Source organism: Streptomyces sp. NPDC048461, from assembly GCF_055587105.1.
Genome location: NZ_JBVJGW010000001.1, coordinates 238,401 through 261,246, shown reverse-complemented (window position 1 = coordinate 261,246; position 22,846 = coordinate 238,401). Strand labels below are relative to the sequence as shown.

Genomic DNA, 22,846 nt, shown 5'->3' with positions numbered 1-22,846 from the left:
GCATCGGCCGCCCCGGAGGTGATTCCATGTCACATCGGCCGCTCCGTGCCGCCTGTATCGCCGCGCTGCTCCTCGCAGCCTGCCCGACCCCCGCCGCCACCGCCGAGCCCCTCCCGTCCGCCGAGCCGGTCGGCGTCCTGCTCACCCGGCTCCAGGGTCTGTACCAGAAGGCCGAGGAGGCCACGGAGGCGTACAACGCCACCGAGAGCGCGCTCGGCGCACGGCTCGACGAGGAGCACCGGCTCAGCGGTGAGCTCGGCAGGGCCCGCGGCGCGCTCGACGCGGAGAAGGCGCTCGCCGGGCGGCTGGCCCGCGAGCAGTACCAGGCCGCCCGCGGCTTCGCCCCGTACGCCCGCATGCTGCTCGCCCGGGACCCGCGCGCCGCCCTCGACCAGCACCGGCTCGCCGCCCGGGAGGGCAACCGCCGCGCCGGCGTACTGGACCGGCTCGCCCGCGGCGAGCAGCGGGCCGGCTCGCTGGCCGCCCGGGCCCGCAAGGCTCTGGACGACCAGCGGGCGCTGGCCGCGCGGCAGAAGCGGCAGAAGGAGGAGGTCGCGGTCCAGCTCAAGGAGGTCGAGCGGCTGCTCGCCTCGCTCAGCGCCGAACAGCTCGCGCAGCTCGGCGCGCGCGAGGCCGCGGTCACCGCCGGCGCGCAGCGCGCGCTGGTGGACTCCGGTCGCCTGCCGGCCCGTACCGGCACGCCCACCGCCGCCGGCGGGGCGGCGCTCACCTACGCGGCGGCGCAGATCGGGAAGCCGTACGTGTGGGGCGCCGAGGGGCCGGCGTCCTTCGACTGCTCCGGGCTGACCTCGCAGGCCTGGGCGCACGCCGGCCGCGCCATCCCCCGTACCAGCCAGGAGCAGTGGGCCCGGCTGCCCAGGGTGCCGCTGGACCGGCTGCGGCCCGGGGACCTCGTCGTGTACTTCCCCAAGGCGACGCACGTGGGGCTGTACGTCGGCGACGGCAAGGTCATCCAGGCCCCGCGCCCCGGAGCCCGGGTCAAGGTGTCGCCGATCGCGGCGAACCCGCTGCTGGGCGCGGTGCGGCCGGACCCGGACGGAGCGCCGCTCGACCGGTTCGTCCCGCCGCCGCTGCCCGGGGCGGACGCGGCGGGGGGCGACGACACCGGCTATTCGGCGGAGGAGGCTCCCGAGGGGGCCGGGGCGTCCGCGGCGTCCGGCTCCGGTGCCGAGCCGGCGGGCTCCGAGCCGGATGACGGGCCGGCCACCGCCGCCGCGACCTCGGCCAGGTAGTCCGCCGCGTCCTCGGGGTCGTAGAAGTACCCGTCGAAGTCGGCCGGGTTGTCGAAGCCGTTGGCGAAGCGGTCCGCCACCGGCTGGAGCTGCCCGGCCGCGCCGATCAGGTTCAGCACGTGCTCCGGCGGGACCCCCAGCATCGCGTTCGTCCACTGGGTGACCGGCTTGCCGGTCGTGAACCAGAACTTGTCGAAGGTGGCCTTCATCCACGCCTCGTCGAACGGCTTGTCCCCGTGCATCAGGATCGACGACAGGTACGAGGCCGCGCACTTCGAGGCGGAGTTGGAGCCCTGCCCGGTGATCGGGTCGTTGGCCACGACCACGTCGGCGACGCCGAGGACCAGGCCGCCGCCCGGCAGCCGGCCGATCGGGTTGCGGACCACCGGTGCGTAGCGGCCGGCGAGTGTGGCGTGCGCGTCCGTGAGCTCCACGTCCGCCGCCCGGGCGTGCTCCCACGGCGTGAACGTCCGCATCAGCTCCAGCGTGAGCTCCAGGTGCGCCGCCGGGTCCTTGACGCCGTTGAACGCGTCCACCGGACCGCCCGGCACCCCCTCCCAGAACAGGATGTCCGCGCGGCCCGAGAGGGTGAGGGTCGGCATGACGAACAGCTCGCCGACGCCCGGGACCAGGTTGCAGCGGACCGCCTCCGTCTCCGGGTGCTCCGGGCGCGGCCCGAGGCCGTGCACGTAGCTGACCGCGAGGGCGCGCTGCGGGGCGTCGTACGGGGAACGGGCGGCGTTCCGGCCGAACATGGACACCAGCTCGCCCTTGCCGGCCGCGACCAGCACCAGGTCGTACGTACGGGAGAAGTAGTCCAGGTCGGCGACGGAGGCGCCGTGGATGACCAGCTGCCCGCCGCGCTGGACGAAGGCGTCGAGCCAGCCCGCCATCTTCAGGCGCTGGTCGACGGATTGCGCGTACCCCTTGAGGCGGCCGAGCCAGTCGACCGGCCGGCCGGCGTCGGGTGCACCGACGGAGACGCCCACGCCCTCGATCCGGGGGGCCTGCTGCCCCCAGAAGTCGATCCGCAGGTCCCGCTCGTGCTGGAGCGCCGTGTCGAACATGCATTGCGTGGACATGACCCGCCCGGTGCGGATCTCGTCCGCCGTCCGGTTGGACATGAGGGTGACGTCGTAGCCCTTCGACTGGAGTCCGAGGGCGAGCTGGAGACCGGACTGGCCGGCTCCGACCACGAGTATCTTGCGCATGTCGTTCTCGATTCGCGTCTCGTCGGGCTATTCGGGAGTGCTGTCGAGGGCGTGCGACACCAGCGTCAGCAGGGCCTCGACGACCGTCGCGCGACGTCGCGCGTCCATGATCACCACGGGGACGTGGGGCGGGACGGTGAGCGCCTCGCGCACGTCGTCCGGCTCGTAGGCGCGGGTGCCCTCGAAGTGGTTGACGGCCACGGCGTACGGCAGGCCGCAGCTCTCGAAGTAGTCGAGCGCGGGGAAGCTGTCGCGCAGCCGGCGGGTGTCGGCCAGCACGATCCCCCCGACGGCGCCGCGCACCAGGTCGTCCCACATGAACCAGAACCGCTCCTGGCCCGGGGTCCCGTACACGTACAGCACGAGGTCGTCGTCCAGGGTGACGCGGCCGAAGTCCATGGCGACGGTGGTGGTGCTCTTCTCCGGGGTCGCGGAGAGGTCGTCCGTGGGGATGCTGGCCTCGGTCATCACCGCCTCGGTGCGCAGCGGGGCGATCTCCGAGACGGAGGAGACGAACGTGGTCTTGCCGACGCCGAAGCCGCCGGCGACGAGCACCTTGACGGCGACGGGGGCGCGGGAGCGGTCGTACTGCCAGGCCTGTACGGATTCCTCGGCCGGCGCCGGACGGTCAGAGACGGCGGAGCCCACTGAGCACCCTTTCGAGCAGAGCGCGTTCGGGACGGCCGGTGCCGTGGCCGGTGCCGTAGACGCGGAGCCTTCCCTGGTCGGCGAGGTCGCTGACGAGGACCCGGACCACGCCGAGGGGCAGCTTGAGCAGCGCCGCGATCTCGGCGATCGTGCGCATGCGGCGGCAGACCTCGACGATGGCGGGCATCTCGGGCATCCGGTCGGGCTTCTGCGGGTCCGACGCCTTGGTGTCCAGGGCCGCGACGAAGGTCTCGACGAGCAGGACGTGCGCGAACCGCGTGCGGCCGCCCGTGAGGGAGTACGGGCGGACGCGGGCGGGGCGGCGATCGGCGCCGCGGACGGGCAGGCCGGGTATCGGCAGCAGGTCGGAGGCCGGGCTCCTCACGGGGTCTTCTCCATCGACTGGCGCAGCTCGCTGCGGACTTCGGGGGTCAGGACGTGGCCGGCGCGGCCGACGAACAGGGCCATGTGGTAGGCGACGACGCTCATGTCGCAGTCGGGCGTGGCGTGCACGCCCAGCAGGGAGCCGTCACTGATGGCCATGACGAAGACGGAGCCGTGCTCCATCGCCACCATGGTCTGTTTGACGGAGCCGCCGTCCATGAGGTCGGCGGCGCCGGTGGTGAGGCTGCCCAGGCCGGAGACGATGGTGGCCAGGTCGGCCGAGGCCCCGCGCGGGCCCCTCGGCCTGCCCTGCGGGGACTCCGCTCCTGGTTCGGAGGAGAGCAGCAGGAGCCCGTCCGAGGAGACGACGGCGACGGAGTTGACGCCGGGCACCTCCTCCACCAGGTCGGTCAGCAGCCACTGCAGGTTGCGGGCCTGGGTGCTCAGTCCGTACGTACTGGGCGCGGTCATGTGCGTGCCTCCTGTGCGGTGTCCCCCTGGTCGGTCTGACCCTGCCCCCGGTCCTGCGTGTGGTCCTGGTCGCCCGCGAGTTCGGCCGCGACGACGCGGCGTCCGTCCTGGGCCCCCTGGTAGAAGCCGCCGAGCCGGCGGCGCAGCTCGTCGGCGTCGACCCGGCGCGGCGGCTCGGGCCGCGGCTCCTCGGTACGGGCGCCGGCCACCGCGCGCGGGGTCCGCTTCGGCAGGCCCTTGTCGGTGACGGCCTCGGCGGGGTCGGCCGGGTGGCTGCCCTGGCGCGGCAGCCAGTTGCCCTCGGCGGCGGCGTGGGTGTGCGGGTCGGCCTCCGGCGCGGGGGCGGACTCCGCGGCCGGCTCCGGCAGGGGGGCGGACAGGGGCTCCGGCGCGGGCGCGGGCGCGGGCTCGGGTGCCGGGTCCGGCACGGCGTCCGGGGCGCGCTCCGGGGCGGTGGGCTCCGCGTCGGGGACCAGCCGGGCGAGGAGCTGCTCCGCGGGCTCGGGGCCGGCCGGAACGGTGAACACCTGGTCGGCCGGGGGCACCTGCTCCGCGGCGCCGTCGGTGTCCGGGACCACCCGGGCGGGCGGCTCTTCGGCGGGCGCGGTGTACGGGGCGCCTTCGGCGTCCGCGGCCGGGCTCGGCGCCGGAACGGTGGAGGTCCCGTCGGTGTCCTGTGCCGGGTCGGTACCCGGCGCCTCCGCGGCGGCGGGCATGGCGGACAGCGGCAGCACGGCCGCGGTGGCCTCGGGCCGGGCGGCGGCCGGGAACGGCCCGTCCTCCGGCTCCGCACCGGACCCGCCCGCGTCCGGCTCGGTGTACGGCTCGGCGGCCGGGGCCGCGGTGGCGTCCGCGTACGCGGCCTCGTGGTCCGCGTGGTCCGCGTGGTCCGCGTACGCGGCGCGGTCGGCCTCGTCGACGGCCCAGCCGGGCGCGGCGGGCGCCGCGGGTTCCGCGGGTTCCGCCGAAACAGCCGCCTGGGCCTCCTCGGCGGGGGCTTCGCCGCGCCGGCGGGTCGGCAGGGTGTTCTCGTTCGCCTCCGCGACCGCACCCGGCAGGTGCAGCGCTGACGATCCCGGCGTGCCCAGCGCGTGGACCGCCGACGTGGGCGGGGTCGCGGGCAGCAGCGCGGCCGGTACGACCACCAGGGCCTCGGTGCCGCCGTGGCGGGGGGCCCGCAGTTCGGCGGTGACCCCGTGCCGCGCGGCGAGCCGCCCGGCCACGTACAGGCCGAGGCCGAGGCCGTGTTCCGCCTCCGGCTCCTCGTCGTACGCCTCGGGGGTGGACAGCCGGGAGTTCAGCGCCTCCAGCCGGTCCTCGGTGATCCCGATGCCCTCGTCGACGACGGACAGCACGGCGTCACCGGATTCCAGCAGCCACCCGGACACCTTCACCTTGGCGTCCGGCGGCGAGAACGTGGTGGCGTTCTCCAGGAGTTCGGCGACCACGTGCGAGATGTCGTCGGCAGCGTGCCCGGCGACCTGGGTGAAGGAGGGCAGCGCCGCGAGGTCGACGCGCTCGTAGCGCTCGATCTCGCTGACGGCGGCCCGCATCACGTCGACCAGCGGCACCGGTGCCGCCTGGCCGTGTCCGTGTTCCTGGCCGGCGAGCACCAGCAGGTTCTCGTTGTGGCGGCGCATCACGGTCGCCAGGTGGTCGAGCTTGAACAGCGTCGCCAGCCGGTCCGGGTCCTGCTCCTTGGACTCCAGCTCCTCGATGACCGCGAGCTGGCGTTCCACCAGGCCGAGGGTGCGCAGCGACAGGGAGACCGAGGTCGTCGACATGACGCGGCGGTGTTCCTCCAGGCCCGCCCGGAGCTTCGTCAGCTCCTCCTCCAGCACCTCGCGGCCGCCGGTCAGCGCCTCGTTGCGGCCGATCAGGCGGCGGCGGTCGGCGTCGAGCCCGGCGATCCGCGTGTGCAGGGAGACCGTCTGGTCCCGTACGGCGTTGAGGTGGCGGACGACCTCGGCGAACTCGTCGTTCCGGCCGGTGAACCGGACCGGCTCCACCGAGCCCTCGGGCGTCGCCAGCCGTTCCGCGCCGCGGCGCAGGACGGACAGCGGCCGGGTCAGCGAGCGCGCGATGGCGGTGGAGAAGCCGACGGTGAAGAGGAACAGCACGCCCAGCAGGGCGACCACGGTTTCCAGCCGGGTGACGTCGTCGTCGCGCAGGGAGGCGAGCGCGGTGGCCCGCTGGCCCGCGAGCGTCGACTCCACGGACCGCATGCGGTCGAGGCGGGAGGTGAGCGCGGCGCCGACGGCGGCGCCGTCGGTCCTGCGGTCGGCCGGCGTCAGGGTGGGCCGGTCGGTGAGGCGCTTGAGGTAGTCGTCGGCCGTCTTGACCTCGGGCCCGGTGACGGTGGCGGCCAGCGTCTGGCGCACGTCGGGGCGGGCGGCCCGGGCGAAGTCCTCCAGGGCCGCCTGTTCCCGTACCCGGGCCCGCTGCGCGGCGGTGGTGAGCTCGTCCACGACCGCGGCGTTGGCCGACTGCTCGCCCTTCGGGACGGCCAGTGCGGCCAGCAGCAGTCCGCGGGTGGCGGAGGCCTGCTCCACGGCCTGGCCGAGGGGGGCCATGGGCCGGGTGGTGGCGAGGGCGCCGACGGCGCGCGGCGGGGTGAGTTCGGTGAGCCGGTCGCCGGGGGCGAGGAGTTCGGCGATGAGGCCGGCGTACGCCTGGTGGGCGGCGAGGGCGCTGCCCTTGCCGTCGACGGCCTCGGTACGGACGGCCCGGAGCCGGCCCAGCGCGCGGGCGGTCTGCTCGTCGGCGTCGGCCTGGACCTCGGTGATCTGCCGGTCGGTCCGGGCGGCGCGTTCGTCCACGGGCCCCTTGGCGGAGCCGGGGCGGCCCTTGGCGGCGTACTCGACGACCGCGTCGCGCTCGTCGCCGAGGAGGTGCGCGAGGGTGAGGCTCTGCCGGGTCTGCTCCGCGAGGACGACCAGGTTCTGGGAGTCGTTGAGTTCTCTCGTGGCGGAGACGACGGCTGGCGCGCCGGCCACGAGGACGGTGAGGCCGGCGACGGCTACGCCTACGACCAGCCTGCGGCGCACGCGGACGCGGCGTCCTGCGGGTGCCGGGCCGTCGATGGCGGTGCCGTTCTTCCGAGACCGCTTCTTCTGCACCGGTGCTCGCAATCCTGTACGTGTGCTCTTGCTCGTCTACTCGTGTGGCCGAGGTAACGGCCGGTCAACAAGTAAACGCCCCCTGCCTCCTCGTACCGCCACAGACCTTTGCAGTGTGTTGGGGAGAGAGCCGCCCATCGCTCACCCGGCCACTCGAACGAGTGAACATCACGGATGAGTTGGCGACCAACTCGGGCACCCGGTGTCAGAGCGCGTCCGTGGACAGGCGGTTGAAAGATCGACGGGGGCTTTGGCAGTATGCCCGCCCACAGCTCGGCCGCCGCCGCCCTCCCGGGCCGGGCGGGCCCGCCGCGGCACCCGGCGGGACGGCCGGACGGGCCCGGGAATCGGTCCGGACCTGCCCGCGCTCCCCGGGTCGCCCAGGGGCAGTATGTCCGTATGCGCATCGACCTCGCCTCGGCCCCCGGCGACCCGGAACGCCCCAATGAGGACTGGCTGTCGGCCGCGATCCCCGCCGCGGGCGGGGGCGTACTGGTGGCCCTGGACGGGGTCACCCCGCCGCGGGACGGGGACGGATGCGTGCACGGGGTGCCGTGGTTCGCGGCGCGGCTCGGCGGCCGGTTGACCGAACTGTCCGGATCGCGGCCGGACCTGCCGCTGGACCGGATCCTGGCGGAGGCCGTCCGCGCCACGGCAGGGGCCCACGGCGACGCCTGTGACCTTTCTCACGTACGGACGCCGCAGGCGACGGTGGTCGTCGTCCGGTGGGACGCGGCGTACGTGGAGCACCTGGTGCTCTCGGACTCCGTCCTGCTCCTCCAGGCGCCCGACGGCGCGGTGACGGCGGTGCTCGACGACCGGCTGGACCGGGTGCCCCGGGAGGTGCTCCGGTCGGTGGCCGCGACGGACGCGCTGCGGAACGCGGAGGGCGGTTTCTTCACGGCGGCCGCGGACCCGGCGGTGGCGGCCCGCGCGGTGACGGGGCGCACCCCGCGCGGCGAGGTCCGGGCGGTGGCCGCGCTGACGGACGGGGCGAGCCGGTGGACGGACACGTTCGGGGAGGGCGACTGGGCGCAGTGCCTGGCGGTCCTGCGGAAGGAGGGCGCGCAGGGCCTGATCGCCCGGGTCCGCGCCGTCGAGTCCGACCCGGCGCGTCCGCGGGCCCGCCACAAGCGCCACGACGACGCGTCGGCGGCGTACGCGGAGCTGTAGCCGAGCGGGGGCACGGCGGGCGCGCCCGAGGGGCGGGCGGTCCCGGACCGGGCGGGCGCGGACCGGGCGGGCGCGGACCGGGCGGGCGCGGACCGGCTGTTGCTATTCGGCTCCGGCGTTCAGCTGGTTCAGCAGGCGGGCCAGTTCCGCGACCTCGCCGCGGTCCCAGTCGGCGAGCTTGCGCATGTACTGCTCGCGCCGCGCGTCCCGCACCCGCAGGAAGCGTTCGCGGCCCTCGTCCGTGAGGCCGACCAGGAAGGCCCGTCCGTCGGCCGGGTCCGGCTCGCGGGCCACCAGGCCCAGCACCTCCAGGGCCCGCAGCTGGCGGCTCATGGTGGCCTTGCCGACGCCGAAGTACGCGGCGAGCTCGGTGGCCCGCTGGCGGCCGGCGGCTTCCAGGCGGGTGAGGAGCCCGTACGCGGCGGGTTCCAGTTCGGGGTGGAGCTCGCGGGCCATCTCCCCGGAGGAGGCCCGGGCCCGCCGGAGGAAGACGGACAGCTCCCGCTCCAGGGCAAGGAACTCCTGGTCTTCGCTCCCGTGCACGTACCGCTCCTTCGGTGGTGGGGTGGGCGCCCAGTATTTCGCAGCGGACACACCGGCGGCCCGGGGCCCCGCCGCAGCGGGACTCCGGGCCGTCCGGACGGCGGCCGGGCCGCCCCCGGTCAGGCGGCCGCGGTCAGGCGGCCGCGGTCACGGGCGCCGTGGGCGCCGCCGTCTCCGCCCCCACCAGGGCGATCTCCAGGACCTGCCGTACGTCGGTCACCGGGTGCACCTCCAGCCCCTCCAGCACCTCCGCCGGGACGTCGTCCAGGTCCGCCTCGTTCCGCTTCGGGATGATCACCGTGGTCAGCCCGGCCCGGTGCGCGGCCAGCAGCTTCTGCTTGACCCCGCCGATCGGCAGCACCCGGCCGGTCAGCGAGACCTCGCCGGTCATCGCCACGTCCGTGCGGACCTGCCGTCCGGACAGGAGCGAGGCGAGCGCCGCCGTCATGGTGATGCCCGCGCTCGGCCCGTCCTTGGGCACCGCGCCCGCCGGGAAGTGGATGTGCACGCCCCGGTCCTTCAGGTCGGCCACGGGCAGTTCCAGTTCCGCGCCGTGCGAGCGCAGGAAGCTCAGCGCGATCTGCGCCGACTCCTTCATGACGTCGCCGAGCTGGCCGGTGAGCGTGAGCCCGGCGGCGCCCGTCTCCGGGTCGGCGAGCGAGGCCTCGACGAACAGCACGTCCCCGCCGGCGCCGGTGACCGCCAGGCCGGTGGCCACGCCGGGAACGGCGGTGCGCCGCTCGGCCGGGTCCTGGGCGGACTCCGGAACGTGGTGCGGGCGCCCGATCAGCCCGCGCAGATCGCCGGCGCCGATGCGCAGCGGCAGTTCGCGCTCCCCCAGCTCGTGCTGGGAGGCCACCTTGCGCAGCAGCCGGGCGAGGGACCGCTCCAGGGTGCGCACGCCCGCCTCGCGGGTGTACTCCCCGGCGAGGCTGCGCAGCGCGTCCTCCTCCAGGACCACCTCGTCGGCGGCGAGCCCGGCCCGCTCCAGCTGGCGCGGCAGGAGGTGGTCGCGGGCGATGACGACCTTCTCGTCCTCGGTGTACCCGTCGAGCCGTACGAGCTCCATCCGGTCGGCCAGGGCCTCCGGGATGGACTCCAGGACGTTGGCGGTGGCGAGGAAGACCACGTCGCTGAGGTCGAGCTCGACCTCCAGGTAGTGGTCGCGGAACGTGTGGTTCTGGGCGGGGTCCAGGACCTCCAGCAGGGCGGCCGCGGGGTCGCCGCGGAAGTCGGAGCCGACCTTGTCGATCTCGTCGAGGAGGACCACCGGGTTCATCGAGCCGGCCTCCTTGACGGCCCGTACGATCCGGCCCGGCAGGGCGCCGACGTAGGTCCGGCGGTGTCCGCGCACCTCGGCCTCGTCCCGTACGCCGCCCAGCGCGACCCGGACGAACTTGCGGCCCATGGCGTGCGCGACCGACTCTCCGAGGGAGGTCTTGCCGACGCCGGGCGGGCCGACCAGTGCGAGCACCGCGCCGCCGCGCCGGCCGCCGATGACGCCCATGCCGCGCTCGCCGCGCCGCTTGCGGACGGCCAGGTACTCGGTGATGCGGTCCTTCACGTCGCCCAGCCCGGCATGCTCGGCGTCGAGCACGGCGCGGGCGCCCCGGATGTCGTACCGGTCCTCGGTCCGCTCGTTCCAGGGCAGTTCGAGGACGGTGTCCAGCCAGGTGCGGATCCAGGAGCCCTCGGGGCTCTGGTCACTGGACCGCTCCAGCTTCTCGACCTCCTTGAGCGCGGCCTCGCGGACCTTCTCCGGGAGGTCGGCTGCCTCGACGCGGGCGCGGTAGTCGTCGGACTCCTCGCCGGACTCCTCGCCGTTGATCTCCCGCAGCTCCTTGCGGACGGCCTCCAGCTGGCGGCGGAGCAGGAACTCGCGCTGCTGCTTGTCGACGCCGTCCTGAACGTCCTTGGCGATGGATTCGGCGACGTCCTGCTCGGCGAGGTGGTCGCTGAGCGCCTTGACGGCGGTCCGGAGGCGGGCGACGGGATCGGCCGTCTCCAGCAGCTCCACCTTCTGGGCCAGCGTCAGGAAGGGCGAGTAGCCGGAGTTGTCGGCGAGGGCGGAGACGCCCTCGATCTGCTGGACCCGGTCCACGACCTGCCAGGCCCCGCGCTTCCTGAGCCAGCTGGTGGCGAGGGCCTTGTACTCCTTGACGAGCTCGGCCACGGCGCCGGGCAGCGGCTCGGCCACGTCCTCGTCGGCGCTCTCGCCCTCGACCCAGAGCGCGGCGCCGGGCCCGGTGGTGCCGGCCCCGATGCGGACGCGCCCGCGGCCGCGGATGAGGGCCCCGGGGTCGCCGTCGGAGAGCCGTCCCACCTGCTCGACGGTCCCGAGCACCCCGGTCGCGGCGTACGTCCCGTCGACCCGCGGCACGAGCAGCACCCGGGGCTTCCCGCCGCCCGCGGCGGCCTGGGCCGCTTCCACGGCTCCCCGCACCTCGGCGTCGGACAGGTCCAGCGGCACGACCATCCCCGGCAGCACGACCTCGTCGTCGAGCGGCAGCACGGGCAGGATGAGCGTTTCGGACGTCGAAGCCATGATCTTCCCTCCGGCAGTGAAGTTGAGCTATGCCGACTCAATGCACGTGAGCCCCTCAATGTTCCCCCCACCCCGTTCGCCCCGGGCGAACGCGCCGTGACCTCGGGTGACGGGCGGTGCCGGGACGGCCGGGCGGGGGCGGACGGAGGGAGGGAGGACGGACGGAGGGGGGAGGGGAGCGCCCCCGCCGGGCGGGAAGGGCGGGGGCGCTCCGGGGTCAGGAGGCGGGGCGGGGGGCCGGACCGTCGGCCTGGAGGCCGCGGAGGACGGCCGCGCCGAGGGTCTGGACGGCCGACAGGGGCCGGACCATCACCGTCATCTCCTTGATCAGGCCCGCCCCGTCGAGCTGGAACAGGTCGATGCCGTGGATCTCCTTGCCCTCGACCGTGGCCCGGAAGATCAGGATCTGCGACGGCGCCTCCTTGCCGTCCGCGCTCGTCTCGGCCGCGCCGTCGAGGCTGCCGACGTAGCGGAAGTCCTCGAAGGTGCGCAGCAGCACGCCGAGGAGGCCGAGCACCGCGGGCCGGCCCTCGAAGGGGGTGAACTTCACCGGGCTGTACAGGCGGACGTCCTCGGTGAACAGCTCCGTCAGTGCGGCGAGGTCGCGCGTCTCGACGGCTGCGCGGAAGCGTGCGGCGGTTTCCATGGACCCTCCAGATACTCAAAAGCATGACTAGTCTTGTTCATGAGTAGGATGCGGGTCCGGACGAGAGAGCGGAAGGGGGCGCCGCGGTGGCTTTGAGACATGCCGTGCTGGCGGCTCTGCTGGGCGGGGACTTCAGCGGGTACGAGCTGGCCAAGGAGTTCGGCCTGGGCGTCGCGAACTTCTGGCACGCCCAGCCCCAGCAGCTGTACGCCGAGCTGGCCAAGCTGGAGGCCGAGGGGATGGTCGTCGGCCGGCAGGTGGTCCAGGAGTCCCGGCCCAACAAGCGGCTGTTCCGCGTCACCGACCCGGGCATCGCCGAGCTGGAGCGGTTCGCGGCGGTTCCCTCGAAGCCCTCCTTCATCCGGGACGACCTGCTGGTCAAGGTCCAGGCCGTCGACCGCCTCGGCACGGGGCCGGTGATCGAGCAGCTGGACGCGCGTGCGGCCGCCGCCGAGGCGAAGATCGAGCTGCTCTCCAAGCTGCTCGTCCGCCTGCGCGGCGACGCGGACGAGGAGGAGTTCCTGCGCCACGGCCGGCCGATCGGCCCGTACCTCACCTGCCGGCGCGGCCTGGCCTTCGAGGAGGAGCACCGGGACTGGTGCCGGAGCACCGCCGCGGTCCTGCGGGAGAGGCAGGCGCCCCGTGGCGAGCACTGAGTACCCCGGGTACGCGCGCTACGTGGCCCTGGGCGACAGCCAGACCGAGGGCGTCGGCGACGGCGACGACGCCGCCGGACTGCGCGGCTGGGCCGACCGGCTCGCGGAGCACCTCGCCGCCGTCGGCCCCGGACTGCAGTACGCGAACCTCGCCGTGCGCGGCCGCCTCGCCCGGCAGGTCCGCGGCGAACAGCTGGGGCCCGCCCTGGCCCTGCGGCCCGATCTGGCCACCGTCGTCGCCGGGTTCAACGACCTGCTCCGGCCCCGGTTCGACCCGGCGGAGGTGGCCGGGGAGCTGGAGGCGGTGTTCGCCGCGCTCACCGCTTCCGGGGCCCGCGTGGCCACGCTCGCCTTCCCCGACATCGGCCGGATCGCCCCCATGGCCCGCCCCCTCGCGCCCCGCGTGGCCGACCTGAACGCCCGCGTCCGCGCCGCGGCGGCCCGGCACGGGGTGACGGTCGTCGAGACCGGCGGGCACACCGTCAGCACCGACCCGCGGCTGTGGACGGCCGACCGGCTGCACGCCGGCCCCCTGGGCCACGAGCGGATCGCCGCGGCCGCCGCGCACGCGCTGGGCGTACCGGGCAGCAGCGACGCCTGGACGCACCCGCTGCCGGTCCGGCCGCTCCCCGGTGCGCCGGCGGCCGTGGCGGCCGAACTGCGCTGGGCGGCCGGGTTCCTGGGCCCCTGGGCCGTCCGCCGGCTGCGCGGCCGCTCCAGCGGCGACGGCCGGTCGGCGAAGCGGCCGCTGCTCCTGCCCGTGGTCCCGCCGGGGATCCGGCACGACCCGGAGGGGACCCCCTGAGGACCGTCCCGCGATCCCCGGCGGGCGCGCGGGACGAACGGCGCGTACGGGATGTGCGGGGCGTACGGGGCGCCCCTCAGCCGAGCGCCCCCACGCGGACGTCGCCCGAGGTGGTCTTCGCCGTGAGGCGGGAGGCCGCCGCCGGGTCGGTGGGGACGGTGACGTCGCGGTCGCCCGAGGTGGTGGACACGGCGACCCGGTAGGGGCCGGAGGGCACCTTCAGGGTGACGTCGCCCGAGGTGCTCTCGGCGCTGACCGAGGCGGGGGCGCGGGTGAAGTCCAGGCGGGCGTCCCCCGAGTGCGAGCGGACGTCGGCGCTCGGCCCGGCCAGCCCGGTGGCGGTGATCGTGCCCGAGGACGTACGGACCTTCAGCGGGCCCGTGATCGCGTCGGCCCGCACGTCGCCCGAGGCCGACTCGACGTCGGCGGTGGCCACGCCCGTCACCGTGACGCGGCCGCTGCCGGCCTCGATCGTGACCCCGGCCGAGGCCGGCACTTCCAGGCGGTAGTCGACGGAGCAGTCGCGCGAGCAGCCGGAGGTGAACGTCAGGACGCCGCCGGTCACCTGCTGGCCGACCTCCGGAGCGGTGGCCCCGCGGTAGTGGACGGTGCGCCGCACGGCGACCCCCGGGCCCGTCCCGGTGGTGACCTCGACCGAGCCGGACCGGACCCCCGTCAGCCGGACCGCCGTGACGGCCTCGGTGACGGTGGCGTCGGCGGCGACCGACGTGCGGACCGCCTCTCCGAAGGTGCATCCGGCGAGCAGGAGCGCCGCGCCGAGGACGGCGACTGCGGCGGGGGCGGGGCGAACTGACGCGGCGTGAAGGGTCATGTCCCCATCGTCGGCGCCGCGGCGCCCCGGGCCGATGGTGCCGGTACCCGGACCCCGGGTGGGGTTAACCCCCGCCCGCGCCGCCCCCCGCCCGCGCCGCCCGCCCCGCGCCGTCAGGGCGCGCAGGTGCCCGGGGCCGCGTACACCGCGACGCGGGCGCCCCGCACCGCGGTGACCGAGCACAGGTCGAACCAGGCGGCCAGCGTCTGCCGCTTCACCGCCTCCCGCGGGTACGGGTCCAGCGGCTCGTCGGCCGGGTCCAGCAGCGCGATCACCCGGGGCGACGCGATGAGCGCCGCGCGCAGCTCCGCCGAGGGCAGTTCGGTGCCCTGGAGGCTGCGCGAGGCCGCCGGGGAGCGGTCCAGGGCCACGTCGCGCAGCGCGGCGTACGTCCGCGGCGAGGAGAGCAGCCACTCGCGCCGCCGCGACGGGAGGAACACCACCGCGTCGCCCGGCCGGGCCGCCTCGCGGACGGCGGCGGCCACGGCGAGGGCGTCGTCCTTGCGGCTCTCGGGGGTCCGCAGCCACACCGACCAGAGCGCGCACGGCACCAGGAGCGCGGCGAGCAGGGCCACCACCGGGCGGGGCCACCCCCGCCGGGCCGTCCACCGGCCCCGCAGGACCCCCGTCCGGGCCGCCCCCGTCCGGGCCGCCCCCGGCCGGACGTCCGACAGCCGGACCTCCGCCAGCCGGGCCCCGGCCAGCAGGGCGAGTCCGGCCAGGGAGTAGAGCACGTACCGGTCCACGTACCAGGGGTCCACCAGCGACACCGCCATCAGCACCCCGGGCGGCAGCAGCGCCAGCGGCACGGCCACCCGTACGAGGTCCCGCTCCGCGGCGCCCCGGGCCGGGCCGTCCCTTTCGGATCTTGCCGACAAGATCCGAAAGGGACGACCCAGCAGCAGCACCGCGACCGCGAGCACCCCGTACGCCGTCCAGTCCTGCCAGGCCGGCCGCCCCAGCCAGCCGAGCTGCTGCCCGGCCTGCCGCGCGCTGACCAGGGCCAGCGGCAGCAGCAGGACCGCGACGGCCCCGGCCGCGAGCCGCCAGCCGCGCGAGCGCCAGGCGGTGACGGCGTGGGCGGGCAGGGCCAGGACGGCGAACTCGTGCAGCCAGCAGCCCAGCAGCAGCACCGCCGCGTAGGCCGTCCACCGCTCGCGCAGCATCAGGTACGTCGCCCACACCACGGCGGCGGCGACCAGGGCGTACGAGCGCCCCTCCTGCGCGTACATCTGCACCGGCGGGAGCACGGCGTACCCGACCCCGGCGATCAGCGCGGCCCGCTCCCCCGCGAGCCGGCGGGCGATCGCGGCCACCCCGGCGGCCGCGAGGGCGGTGGCGGCGACGGAGGGCAGCCGCAGGGCCCACAGGCCGCCGTCCCAGACCTGGAAGACCCCGTGAAGGATCAGGTAGTACAGCCCGTGCACGGCGTCCACCTGACCCAGCAGCTCCCAGAGCCCGCCCAGCGGCCGGTGGGCCACCTGCCAGGTGACGGACTCGTCGCGCCACAGGCTGCCGCCGCGCTCCAGGCCCCAGAGGCCGAGGAGCAGGGCGGTCAGCGCGGGCACGACGCGCCAGGGCGCGATGCGGCGGATGGCGGCCTCCGGGAGCTGTCGGATCGGGTGCGGGGACTCCATACTCGGGGTTCGGCCCGAGTACCCGCGGAGGTGGGGCGTGCGAGCACGACGAACGGTGCCGGTGACGGCCGCCGCACTGCTGGGCGCGGCGCTCCTGGCCGGGTGCGGCCCCTCCGCCCCGGCGGCGCCCGACTCCCCCTCCGGCGGGCCCGGTTCCCCGGCCGCCACCGCTTCCGCCTCCCCCGTCCCGGCCACCGGCGCGCCCCCGGGGGCCACGCCGGATCCGGCCGCGAGCCCGAGTCCCGCGCCGGTCCCCGGCCGCAGCGTCCCCGCCGGGGAGACCCTCGTACGGGCCACGCGGTCCGGCGGTTTCGCCGGCCGGACCCACACGCTGATCGTCAAGGGCGACGGGTCCTGGACCCGGCTGGACGGCGCGGCCGACCCCGACGGCTCCGGCCGGCTGGCACCGGACCGGCTCGCCGCCCTGTCCGCCGCGCTGCGGGAGGCGGATTTCGCGCGGCTGCCGCGGTTCTCGAAGAACGCGACCACGGTCTACGACGGGTTCACCCACGCCGTCGTGCACGACGGCCACGAGGTGGCCGCCGAGCAGGGGGCCGAGCCCCCGGCCCTCGCCAAAGTGCTGGACGCGCTGCCCCCGTTCACCGCGGAGGAGGCGCCATAGGGCGTTCCCCCGGTTCTCCCCGGGAGCCCCGGCGGCCCCCCGCCGGAGCGGAACGCGACCGTCCGCGGGCCGGTCTGGCGGGGGCCTCCCCACCCGGCACATTCCCTCTCCGACCAGCGCTTTCCGTACAAATGCCCTGTCCGAACCCCGCATAGCCGCAGGCCGGTGGCTCCTCTACGCTGCACCCCACCACGCAGATCTTCACGGGGCGGGACCGGGACATGGAACAGACGCACACCAGCCACAACGGCGCATCGGCGACACCCGGCGCCCAGCGCCGCGTACTCGTCGTCGAGGACGACCGCACCATCGCGGAGGCCATCGCGGCCCGGCTGCGGGCCGAGGGCTTCCAGGTGCAGACGGCCGCGGACGGTCCGGCCGCCGTGGCCGCGGCCGAGAGCTGGCTGCCCGAGCTGCTGGTGCTGGACATCATGCTGCCCGGATTCGACGGGCTGGAGGTCTGCCGCCGGGTCCAGGCCCAGCGGCCGGTGCCGGTGCTGATGCTCACCGCCCGGGACGACGAGACCGACCTGCTGGTCGGGCTCGGGGTCGGTGCGGACGACTACATGACCAAGCCGTTCTCGATGCGCGAGCTCGCCGCGCGCGTCCACGTCCTGCTGCGCCGCGTGGAACGCGCCACGCTCGCCGCGCACGCCCCGCGCGGGGCCACCCTGCGCCTGGGCGACCTGGAGATCGACCACGCGCAGCGCCGGGTCCGGGTGCAGGCCGAGGACGTCCACCTGACGCCGACCGAGTTCGACCTGCTGGTGTGCCTGGCCGGGACCCCGCGCGCGGTGCTCTCGCGGGAGCAGCTGCTGGCGGAGGTCTGGGACTGGGCCGACGCGTCCGGGACCCGTACGGTCGACAGCCACATCAAGGCCCTGCGCCGCAAGATCGGCGCGGAGCGCATCCGTACGGTCCACGGCGTCGGGTACGCCCTGGAGACCCCGGCGCAGGCGTGAGCGCCCCGCCCACGAGGCCGCGGCAGCGACCGCGGCCCCGGCCGAAGCCGCGGCCCGCCGGGGGGCTGCGGCCCTTCTCGCCCTTCTCGATCAAGACCAAGCTGGGCACCCTCGTGGTGGTCTCGGTCTTCATCACCACGGGCCTGCTGATGGTCGCGCTGCGCACCGACACCGAACTGCGGTTCATCACGGTCTTCTCGGTGATCGCCTCGATGCTGATCACCCAGTTCGTCGCGCACAGCCTGACGGCGCCGCTCGACGACATGACGACGGTGGCCCGGGCGATCTCCCGCGGCGACTACACGCGCCGGGTGCGCGAGGCGGGCCGCCGCGACGAGCTGGGCGACCTGGCCTCCACGATCAACCTGATGGCCGACGACCTGGAGGCCGTGGACCGCCACCGCAAGGAGCTCGTCGCCAACGTCTCCCACGAGCTGCGCACGCCCATCGCGGCGCTGCGGGCGGTGCTGGAGAACGTGGTGGACGGGGTGTCGGCCGCCGACCCCGAGACCATGCGGACCGCGCTGAAGCAGACCGAGCGCCTGGGCCGGCTGGTGGAGACCCTGCTGGACCTCTCCCGGGTGGACAACGGGGTGGTCCCGCTGCGGGCCCGGCGCTTCGAGGTGTGGCCGTACCTCTCGGGGGTGCTGAAGGAGTCCGGGCTGGCGGCGGCCGGCCGGCCGGGGCTGTCCTCCGGCTCCGGCGGGCACACCCGCAACGACGTGCACCTGCACCTGGACGTCTTCCCGTCCGAGCTGGCGGCGTACGCGGACGCCGAGCGGCTGCACCAGGTGGTGGCGAACCTGATCGACAACGCGGTCAAGCACAGCCCCGCCCACGGCCGGGTCACCGTCCGCGCCCGGGCCGGTGACGCGCCCGGGAGCCTGGCCCTGGAGGTGCGGGACGAGGGCCCGGGCATCCCGGAGGCGGAGCGCCACCGGGTCTTCGAGCGGTTCAACCGGGGCAGCGCCCGGGGCGGCGACGGCGGGACCGGACTGGGGCTGGCGATCGCCCGGTGGGCCGTGGAGCTGCACGGCGGGCGCATCGGAGTGGCCGAATCGTCACGGGGGTGCCGCATCCTCGTCACGCTTCCGGGCAGCTCGCAAGCGCCGTGTTGACGTAGGGTTCGAGTGGGAAGGACATGATCTCGGCCACATCCAGCCGGGGTCCGTCAGGGGTGCGAAGCCATGGGGGCCGCAACCTGGGTGCCCCCTACCCGAACCACGCTTGTTTCCCGCCATTCAGGGCGGCGAAACCCGCCGTTCGATGTGACCTACGTGACGGATGTCCCGCCCGGTCTGCATGTCGCCCCCCAGGAGGCGTAGCCTTTATTCCCGCTGTCCATACCTTGTGAAGCGGAAGAGGGCGGTTGCCGCCGTGTCGCCACAGTCCCCCAGTAACTCGAGCACCACGACCGAAGCAGCAGAGGGCGGGAAGACCCCTGCCACGAGCTTCGGAGCCAATGAGTGGCTCGTCGACGAGATCTATCAGCAGTACCTCCAGGACCCGAACTCGGTCGACCGGGCCTGGTGGGACTTCTTCGCGGACTACAAGCCCGGGGGCGCCGTCGCGCCCGTGAAGGCCGAAGAGCCGAAGACTTCCCCGACGACGGACGGCGCCTCCGCACAGGCCGCCCCCGCCGTCGCCGCGGCCCCGCAGACCGCCGACGCCGCCACGGGGGCGGCGCCCGCCGCCGCCGCGCCGACCTCAGCCTCCGCGCCCGCGGCCGTGCCGGCCCCTGCCCCTGCTCCTGCCACCCCCTCTGGTGCCCCTGCTGTGACTGTCACCTCCCAGGCCCCGGCCGCCGCACCGGCCGCGCCCTCCTCCCCGGCACCGGCTCCGGCCGCGCCCGCCCCCTCCGCCGCAGCCCCCAAGGCCGCGCCCGCCACCGAGGCCCCCGCGGGCCCCGAGCTGGTGACGCTCCGCGGCCCGTCCGCTGCCGTCGTCAAGAACATGAACGCCTCGCTGGAGGTGCCGACGGCCACGTCCGTCCGCGCCGTCCCGGTGAAGCTGCTCTTCGACAACCGCATCGTCATCAACAACCACCTGAAGCGCGCCCGGGGCGGGAAGATCTCCTTCACCCACCTCATCGGCTACGCGATGGTGCAGGCCATCAAGGCCATGCCGACGATGAACTACTCCTTCACGGAGAAGGACGGCAAGCCGACCCTGGTCAAGCCGGAGCACATCAACTTCGGCCTGGCGATCGACCTGGTGAAGCCGAACGGCGACCGCCAGCTCGTCGTCGCCGGCATCAAGAAGGCCGAGACGCTCAACTTCTTCGAGTTCTGGCAGGCGTACGAGGACATCGTCCGCCGCGCCCGCGTCGGCAAGCTGACGATGGACGACTTCACCGGCGTCACCGTCTCGCTGACCAACCCCGGCGGCCTGGGCACCGTGCACTCCGTGCCCCGCCTGATGCCCGGACAGTCGGTCATCATGGGCGTCGGTTCCATGGACTACCCCGCCGAGTTCCAGGGCACCTCGCAGGACACCCTGAACAAGCTGGGCATCTCCAAGGTCATGACCCTGACCTCGACCTACGACCACCGGGTCATCCAGGGCGCGGCCTCCGGCGAGTTCCTGCGGATCGTCGCGAACCTGCTGCTCGGCGAGAACGGCTTCTACGACGACGTCTTCGAGGCGCTGCGCATCCCGTACGAGCCGGTCCGCTGGCTCCGCGACATCGACGCCTCGCACGACGACGACGTCACGAAGGCCGCCCGCGTCTTCGAGCTGATCCACTCCTACCGGGTCCGCGGCCACGTCATGGCCGACACCGACCCGCTGGAGTACAAGCAGCGCAAGCACCCCGACCTCGACATCACCGAGCACGGCCTCACCCTGTGGGACCTGGAGCGCGAGTTCGCGGTCGGCGGCTTCTCCGGCAAGTCGATGATGAAGCTCCGCGACATCCTCGGCGTCCTGCGCGACTCGTACTGCCGCACCACCGGCGTCGAGTTCATGCACATCCAGGACCCGAAGCAGCGCCGCTGGATCCAGGACCGCATCGAGCGTCCGCACACCAAGCCGGAGCGCGAGGAGCAGCTGCGCATCCTGCGCCGGCTGAACGCCGCGGAGGCCTTCGAGACCTTCCTGCAGACGAAGTACGTCGGCCAGAAGCGGTTCTCCCTGGAGGGCGGCGAGTCCGTCATCCCGCTGCTCGACGCCGTCATCGACTCGGCCGCCGAGGCCCGCCTCGAAGAGGTCGCGATCGGCATGGCCCACCGCGGCCGCCTGAACGTCCTGGCGAACATCGTCGGCAAGTCGTACGCGCAGATCTTCCGCGAGTTCGAGGGCAACCTCGACCCGAAGTCCATGCACGGCTCCGGCGACGTGAAGTACCACCTGGGCGCGAACGGCACGTTCACCGGCCTGGACGGCGAGCAGATCAAGGTCTCGCTCGTCGCGAACCCCTCGCACCTGGAGGCGGTGGACCCGGTCCTGGAGGGCGTGGTCCGCGCCAAGCAGGACATCATCAACAAGGGCGGCACGGACTTCACGGTCCTGCCCGTCGCCCTGCACGGCGACGCGGCCTTCGCCGGCCAGGGTGTGGTCGCCGAGACGCTGAACATGTCGCAGCTGCGCGGCTACCGCACCGGCGGCACCGTGCACGTGGTCATCAACAACCAGGTCGGCTTCACCGCCGCCCCGGAGTCCTCGCGTTCCTCGATGTACGCGACCGACGTGGCCCGCATGATCGAGGCGCCGATCTTCCACGTGAACGGCGACGACCCGGAGGCCGTGGTCCGCATCGCGCGGCTCGCCTTCGAGTTCCGTCAGGCGTTCAACAAGGACGTGGTCATCGACCTCATCTGCTACCGCCGCCGCGGGCACAACGAGTCCGACAACCCGGCGTTCACGCAGCCGCTGATGTACGACCTGATCGACAAGAAGCGCTCGGTGCGCAAGCTGTACACCGAGTCCCTCATCGGTCGCGGGGACATCACCCTGGAAGAGGCCGAGCAGGCGCTCCAGGACTTCCAGGGCCAGCTGGAGAAGGTCTTCGCGGAGGTCCGCGAGGCCGCCACGCAGCCCGCCGCCAGCGTGCCGGCCCCGGTGGCGCAGCCGCAGTTCCCGGTCGTCGTGAACACCGCGATCTCGCAGGAGGCGGTCAAGCGGATCGCCGAGTCGCAGGTCAACATCCCCGAGCACGTCACCGTGCACCCGCGTCTGCTGCCGCAGCTGCAGCGCCGCGCGTCGATGATCGACGAGGGGACCATCGACTGGGGCATGGGCGAGACCCTGGCCTTCGGTTCGCTGCTGATGGAGGGCACTCCGGTCCGGCTGTCCGGCCAGGACTCCCGCCGCGGCACGTTCGGCCAGCGCCACGCGGTCCTGATCGACCGGGAGACCGGCGAGGACTACACCCCGCTGCAGTACCTGGCGGACGACCAGGCGCGCTACAACGTCTACGACTCGCTGCTCTCCGAGTACGCGGCCATGGGCTTCGAGTACGGCTACTCGCTGGCCCGCCCCGAGGCGCTGGTCCTCTGGGAGGCCCAGTTCGGTGACTTCGTCAACGGCGCGCAGACCGTCGTCGACGAGTTCATCTCCTCGGCCGAGCAGAAGTGGGGCCAGACGTCCGGCGTCACGCTGCTGCTGCCGCACGGCTACGAGGGCCAGGGCCCGGACCACTCGTCCGCGCGTCCCGAGCGCTTCCTCCAGATGTGCGCGCAGGACAACATGACGGTCGCGATGCCGACCCTGCCGTCGAACTACTTCCACCTGCTGCGCTGGCAGGTCCACAACCCGCACCACAAGCCGCTCATCGTCTTCACCCCGAAGTCGATGCTGCGCCTGAAGGCGGCGGCGTCGAAGGCGGAGGAGTTCACGACCGGTTCGTTCCGTCCGGTCATCGGTGACGCCACCGTGGACCCGAACGCGGTGCGCAAGGTCGTCTTCTGCGCCGGCAAGGTCTACTACGACCTGGAGGCCGAGCGGGAGAAGCGCGGCATCACGGACACGGCGATCATCCGCATCGAGCGGCTGTACCCGCTGGCGGGTGCGGAACTCCAGGCGGAGATCGCCAAGTTCCCGAACGCGGCGAAGTACATCTGGGCGCAGGAGGAGCCGGCGAACCAGGGTGCGTGGCCGTTCATCGCGCTGAACCTGATCGACCACCTCGACCTGGCGGTCGGCGCGGAGGTCCCGGCGGGCGAGCGCCTGCGGCGCATCTCGCGCCCGCACGGCTCGTCCCCGGCGGTGGGCTCGGCCAAGCGGCACCAGGCGGAGCAGCAGCTGCTGCTGAACGAGGTCTTCGAGGCCTAGCCACTGCGCGGCTCGGCGGTACGGAAGGCCCGGTCCCCGGAAGGGGGCCGGGCCTTCCCCCTTTCCGG

The 22,846-nt window shown here is 74.4% G+C and carries 17 protein-coding genes and 1 pseudogene; 8 read left to right on the top strand and 10 right to left on the bottom strand.

What is annotated here, in order from left to right; all coding sequences use genetic code 11:
* Positions 1 to 26: 26 nt before the first annotated feature.
* Positions 27 to 1,154: pseudogene (locus ACZ6S8_RS01190) on the top strand (C40 family peptidase); the annotation flags it as partial.
* Here ACZ6S8_RS01190 and ACZ6S8_RS01185 read toward each other — a convergent pair.
* The 5 genes from ACZ6S8_RS01185 to ACZ6S8_RS01165 are packed head-to-tail and all read right to left on the bottom strand — an operon-like array spanning position 1,130 to position 7,086.
* Positions 1,130 to 2,464 (bottom strand): styrene monooxygenase/indole monooxygenase family protein, encoded by a 1,335-nt coding sequence (locus ACZ6S8_RS01185; RefSeq protein ID WP_469451321.1) that lies wholly within the window; start codon positions 2,462 to 2,464, stop codon positions 1,130 to 1,132. The pseudogene ACZ6S8_RS01190 and the gene ACZ6S8_RS01185 sit on opposite strands and share 25 nt — an antisense overlap.
* A 27-nt stretch (positions 2,465 to 2,491) precedes the next feature.
* A complete protein-coding gene (locus ACZ6S8_RS01180) occupies positions 2,492 to 3,112 on the bottom strand; it encodes a GTP-binding protein (protein ID WP_469451319.1) in 621 nt (206 codons plus the stop codon).
* Complete coding sequence (locus tag ACZ6S8_RS01175) at positions 3,093 to 3,497, bottom strand: DUF742 domain-containing protein (protein WP_469451318.1); 405 nt, start codon at positions 3,495 to 3,497, stop codon at positions 3,093 to 3,095. Before ACZ6S8_RS01175 ends, ACZ6S8_RS01180 begins: the two co-directional genes overlap by 20 nt.
* Entirely contained in the window at positions 3,494 to 3,967 is a 474-nt protein-coding gene (locus ACZ6S8_RS01170; protein WP_469451317.1) for a roadblock/LC7 domain-containing protein, read from the bottom strand. The genes ACZ6S8_RS01175 and ACZ6S8_RS01170 overlap by 4 nt, the downstream gene beginning before the upstream one ends.
* Entirely contained in the window at positions 3,964 to 7,086 is a 3,123-nt protein-coding gene (locus tag ACZ6S8_RS01165) for a sensor histidine kinase (protein ID WP_469451316.1), read from the bottom strand. Before ACZ6S8_RS01165 ends, ACZ6S8_RS01170 begins: the two co-directional genes overlap by 4 nt.
* 399 nt (positions 7,087 to 7,485) lie before the next feature.
* On the opposite strand from ACZ6S8_RS01165, the gene ACZ6S8_RS01160 reads away from it, so the two are divergent.
* On the top strand, positions 7,486 to 8,259 hold the full coding sequence (locus ACZ6S8_RS01160) for a hypothetical protein (protein ID WP_469451315.1): 774 nt from the start codon (positions 7,486 to 7,488) through the stop codon (positions 8,257 to 8,259).
* 102 nt (positions 8,260 to 8,361) lie between these two features.
* Here the strand turns inward: ACZ6S8_RS01160 and ACZ6S8_RS01155 are convergent, their stop codons facing one another.
* The 3 genes from ACZ6S8_RS01155 to ACZ6S8_RS01145 form a co-directional block, all read right to left on the bottom strand.
* Positions 8,362 to 8,802: a MarR family winged helix-turn-helix transcriptional regulator gene (locus ACZ6S8_RS01155; protein ID WP_267717866.1), complete on the bottom strand. Its 441-nt coding sequence runs from the start codon at positions 8,800 to 8,802 to the stop codon at positions 8,362 to 8,364.
* A 133-nt stretch (positions 8,803 to 8,935) separates the two neighbouring features.
* On the bottom strand, positions 8,936 to 11,347 hold the full coding sequence (gene lon, locus ACZ6S8_RS01150; RefSeq protein WP_469451314.1) for an endopeptidase La: 2,412 nt from the start codon (positions 11,345 to 11,347) through the stop codon (positions 8,936 to 8,938).
* A 217-nt stretch (positions 11,348 to 11,564) separates the two neighbouring features.
* Positions 11,565 to 11,993: a nuclear transport factor 2 family protein gene (locus ACZ6S8_RS01145; protein WP_469451312.1), complete on the bottom strand. Its 429-nt coding sequence runs from the start codon at positions 11,991 to 11,993 to the stop codon at positions 11,565 to 11,567.
* 86 nt (positions 11,994 to 12,079) lie between these two features.
* Between ACZ6S8_RS01145 and ACZ6S8_RS01140 the strand changes: the two genes are divergently transcribed.
* Both ACZ6S8_RS01140 and ACZ6S8_RS01135 read left to right on the top strand, forming a co-directional pair.
* The gene (locus tag ACZ6S8_RS01140) at positions 12,080 to 12,649 is read left to right on the top strand and encodes a PadR family transcriptional regulator (RefSeq protein ID WP_469451311.1); all 570 of its coding nucleotides are present in this window, start codon (positions 12,080 to 12,082) and stop codon (positions 12,647 to 12,649) included.
* Positions 12,636 to 13,454, top strand: a complete 819-nt coding sequence (locus tag ACZ6S8_RS01135; RefSeq protein WP_469451309.1) for an SGNH/GDSL hydrolase family protein — start codon at positions 12,636 to 12,638, stop codon at positions 13,452 to 13,454. Before ACZ6S8_RS01140 ends, ACZ6S8_RS01135 begins: the two co-directional genes overlap by 14 nt.
* Before the next feature lie 76 nt (positions 13,455 to 13,530).
* On the opposite strand, the gene ACZ6S8_RS01130 is transcribed toward ACZ6S8_RS01135, so the two are convergent.
* Together ACZ6S8_RS01130 and ACZ6S8_RS01125 are read right to left on the bottom strand one after the other, a co-directional pair.
* Positions 13,531 to 14,286, bottom strand: a complete 756-nt coding sequence (locus ACZ6S8_RS01130; RefSeq protein ID WP_469451307.1) for a DUF4097 family beta strand repeat-containing protein — start codon at positions 14,284 to 14,286, stop codon at positions 13,531 to 13,533.
* 113 nt (positions 14,287 to 14,399) lie between these two features.
* Positions 14,400 to 15,923 carry a glycosyltransferase family 39 protein gene (locus ACZ6S8_RS01125; protein ID WP_469451306.1) on the bottom strand — a complete coding sequence of 508 codons (1,524 nt, stop codon included), beginning with the start codon at positions 15,921 to 15,923 and terminating at the stop codon, positions 14,400 to 14,402.
* A 37-nt stretch (positions 15,924 to 15,960) separates the two neighbouring features.
* On the opposite strand from ACZ6S8_RS01125, the gene ACZ6S8_RS01120 reads away from it, so the two are divergent.
* The 4 genes from ACZ6S8_RS01120 to ACZ6S8_RS01105 all read left to right on the top strand — a co-directional run bounded on the left by ACZ6S8_RS01120 (position 15,961) and on the right by ACZ6S8_RS01105 (position 22,778).
* A complete protein-coding gene (locus ACZ6S8_RS01120; RefSeq protein WP_469451304.1) occupies positions 15,961 to 16,545 on the top strand; it encodes a hypothetical protein in 585 nt (194 codons plus the stop codon).
* Positions 16,546 to 16,766: 221 nt separating this feature from the next.
* Positions 16,767 to 17,507 carry a response regulator transcription factor gene (locus tag ACZ6S8_RS01115; RefSeq protein WP_469451303.1) on the top strand — a complete coding sequence of 247 codons (741 nt, stop codon included), beginning with the start codon at positions 16,767 to 16,769 and terminating at the stop codon, positions 17,505 to 17,507.
* 65 nt (positions 17,508 to 17,572) lie between these two features.
* A complete protein-coding gene (locus tag ACZ6S8_RS01110; protein ID WP_469451869.1) occupies positions 17,573 to 18,625 on the top strand; it encodes a HAMP domain-containing sensor histidine kinase in 1,053 nt (350 codons plus the stop codon).
* Between the two features lie 259 nt (positions 18,626 to 18,884).
* Complete coding sequence (locus ACZ6S8_RS01105) at positions 18,885 to 22,778, top strand: multifunctional oxoglutarate decarboxylase/oxoglutarate dehydrogenase thiamine pyrophosphate-binding subunit/dihydrolipoyllysine-residue succinyltransferase subunit (RefSeq protein ID WP_469451301.1); 3,894 nt, start codon at positions 18,885 to 18,887, stop codon at positions 22,776 to 22,778.
* The last annotated feature ends 68 nt before the right edge of the window (positions 22,779 to 22,846 follow it).

Excerpts from the sequence above, each read along its gene's own strand:
- ACZ6S8_RS01130 (WP_469451307.1), bottom strand. The coding sequence starts at position 14,286 with ATGACCCTTCACGCCGCGTCAGTTCGCCCCGCCCCCGCCGCAGTCGCC.
- ACZ6S8_RS01160 (WP_469451315.1), top strand. The coding sequence starts at position 7,486 with ATGCGCATCGACCTCGCCTCGGCCCCCGGCGACCCGGAACGCCCCAAT.
- lon (WP_469451314.1), bottom strand. The coding sequence starts at position 11,347 with ATGGCTTCGACGTCCGAAACGCTCATCCTGCCCGTGCTGCCGCTCGAC.
- ACZ6S8_RS01115 (WP_469451303.1), top strand. The coding sequence starts at position 16,767 with ATGGAACAGACGCACACCAGCCACAACGGCGCATCGGCGACACCCGGC.
- ACZ6S8_RS01145 (WP_469451312.1), bottom strand. The coding sequence starts at position 11,993 with ATGGAAACCGCCGCACGCTTCCGCGCAGCCGTCGAGACGCGCGACCTC.
- ACZ6S8_RS01125 (WP_469451306.1), bottom strand. The coding sequence starts at position 15,923 with ATGGAGTCCCCGCACCCGATCCGACAGCTCCCGGAGGCCGCCATCCGC.
- ACZ6S8_RS01185 (WP_469451321.1), bottom strand. The coding sequence starts at position 2,464 with ATGCGCAAGATACTCGTGGTCGGAGCCGGCCAGTCCGGTCTCCAGCTC.
- ACZ6S8_RS01170 (WP_469451317.1), bottom strand. The coding sequence starts at position 3,967 with ATGACCGCGCCCAGTACGTACGGACTGAGCACCCAGGCCCGCAACCTG.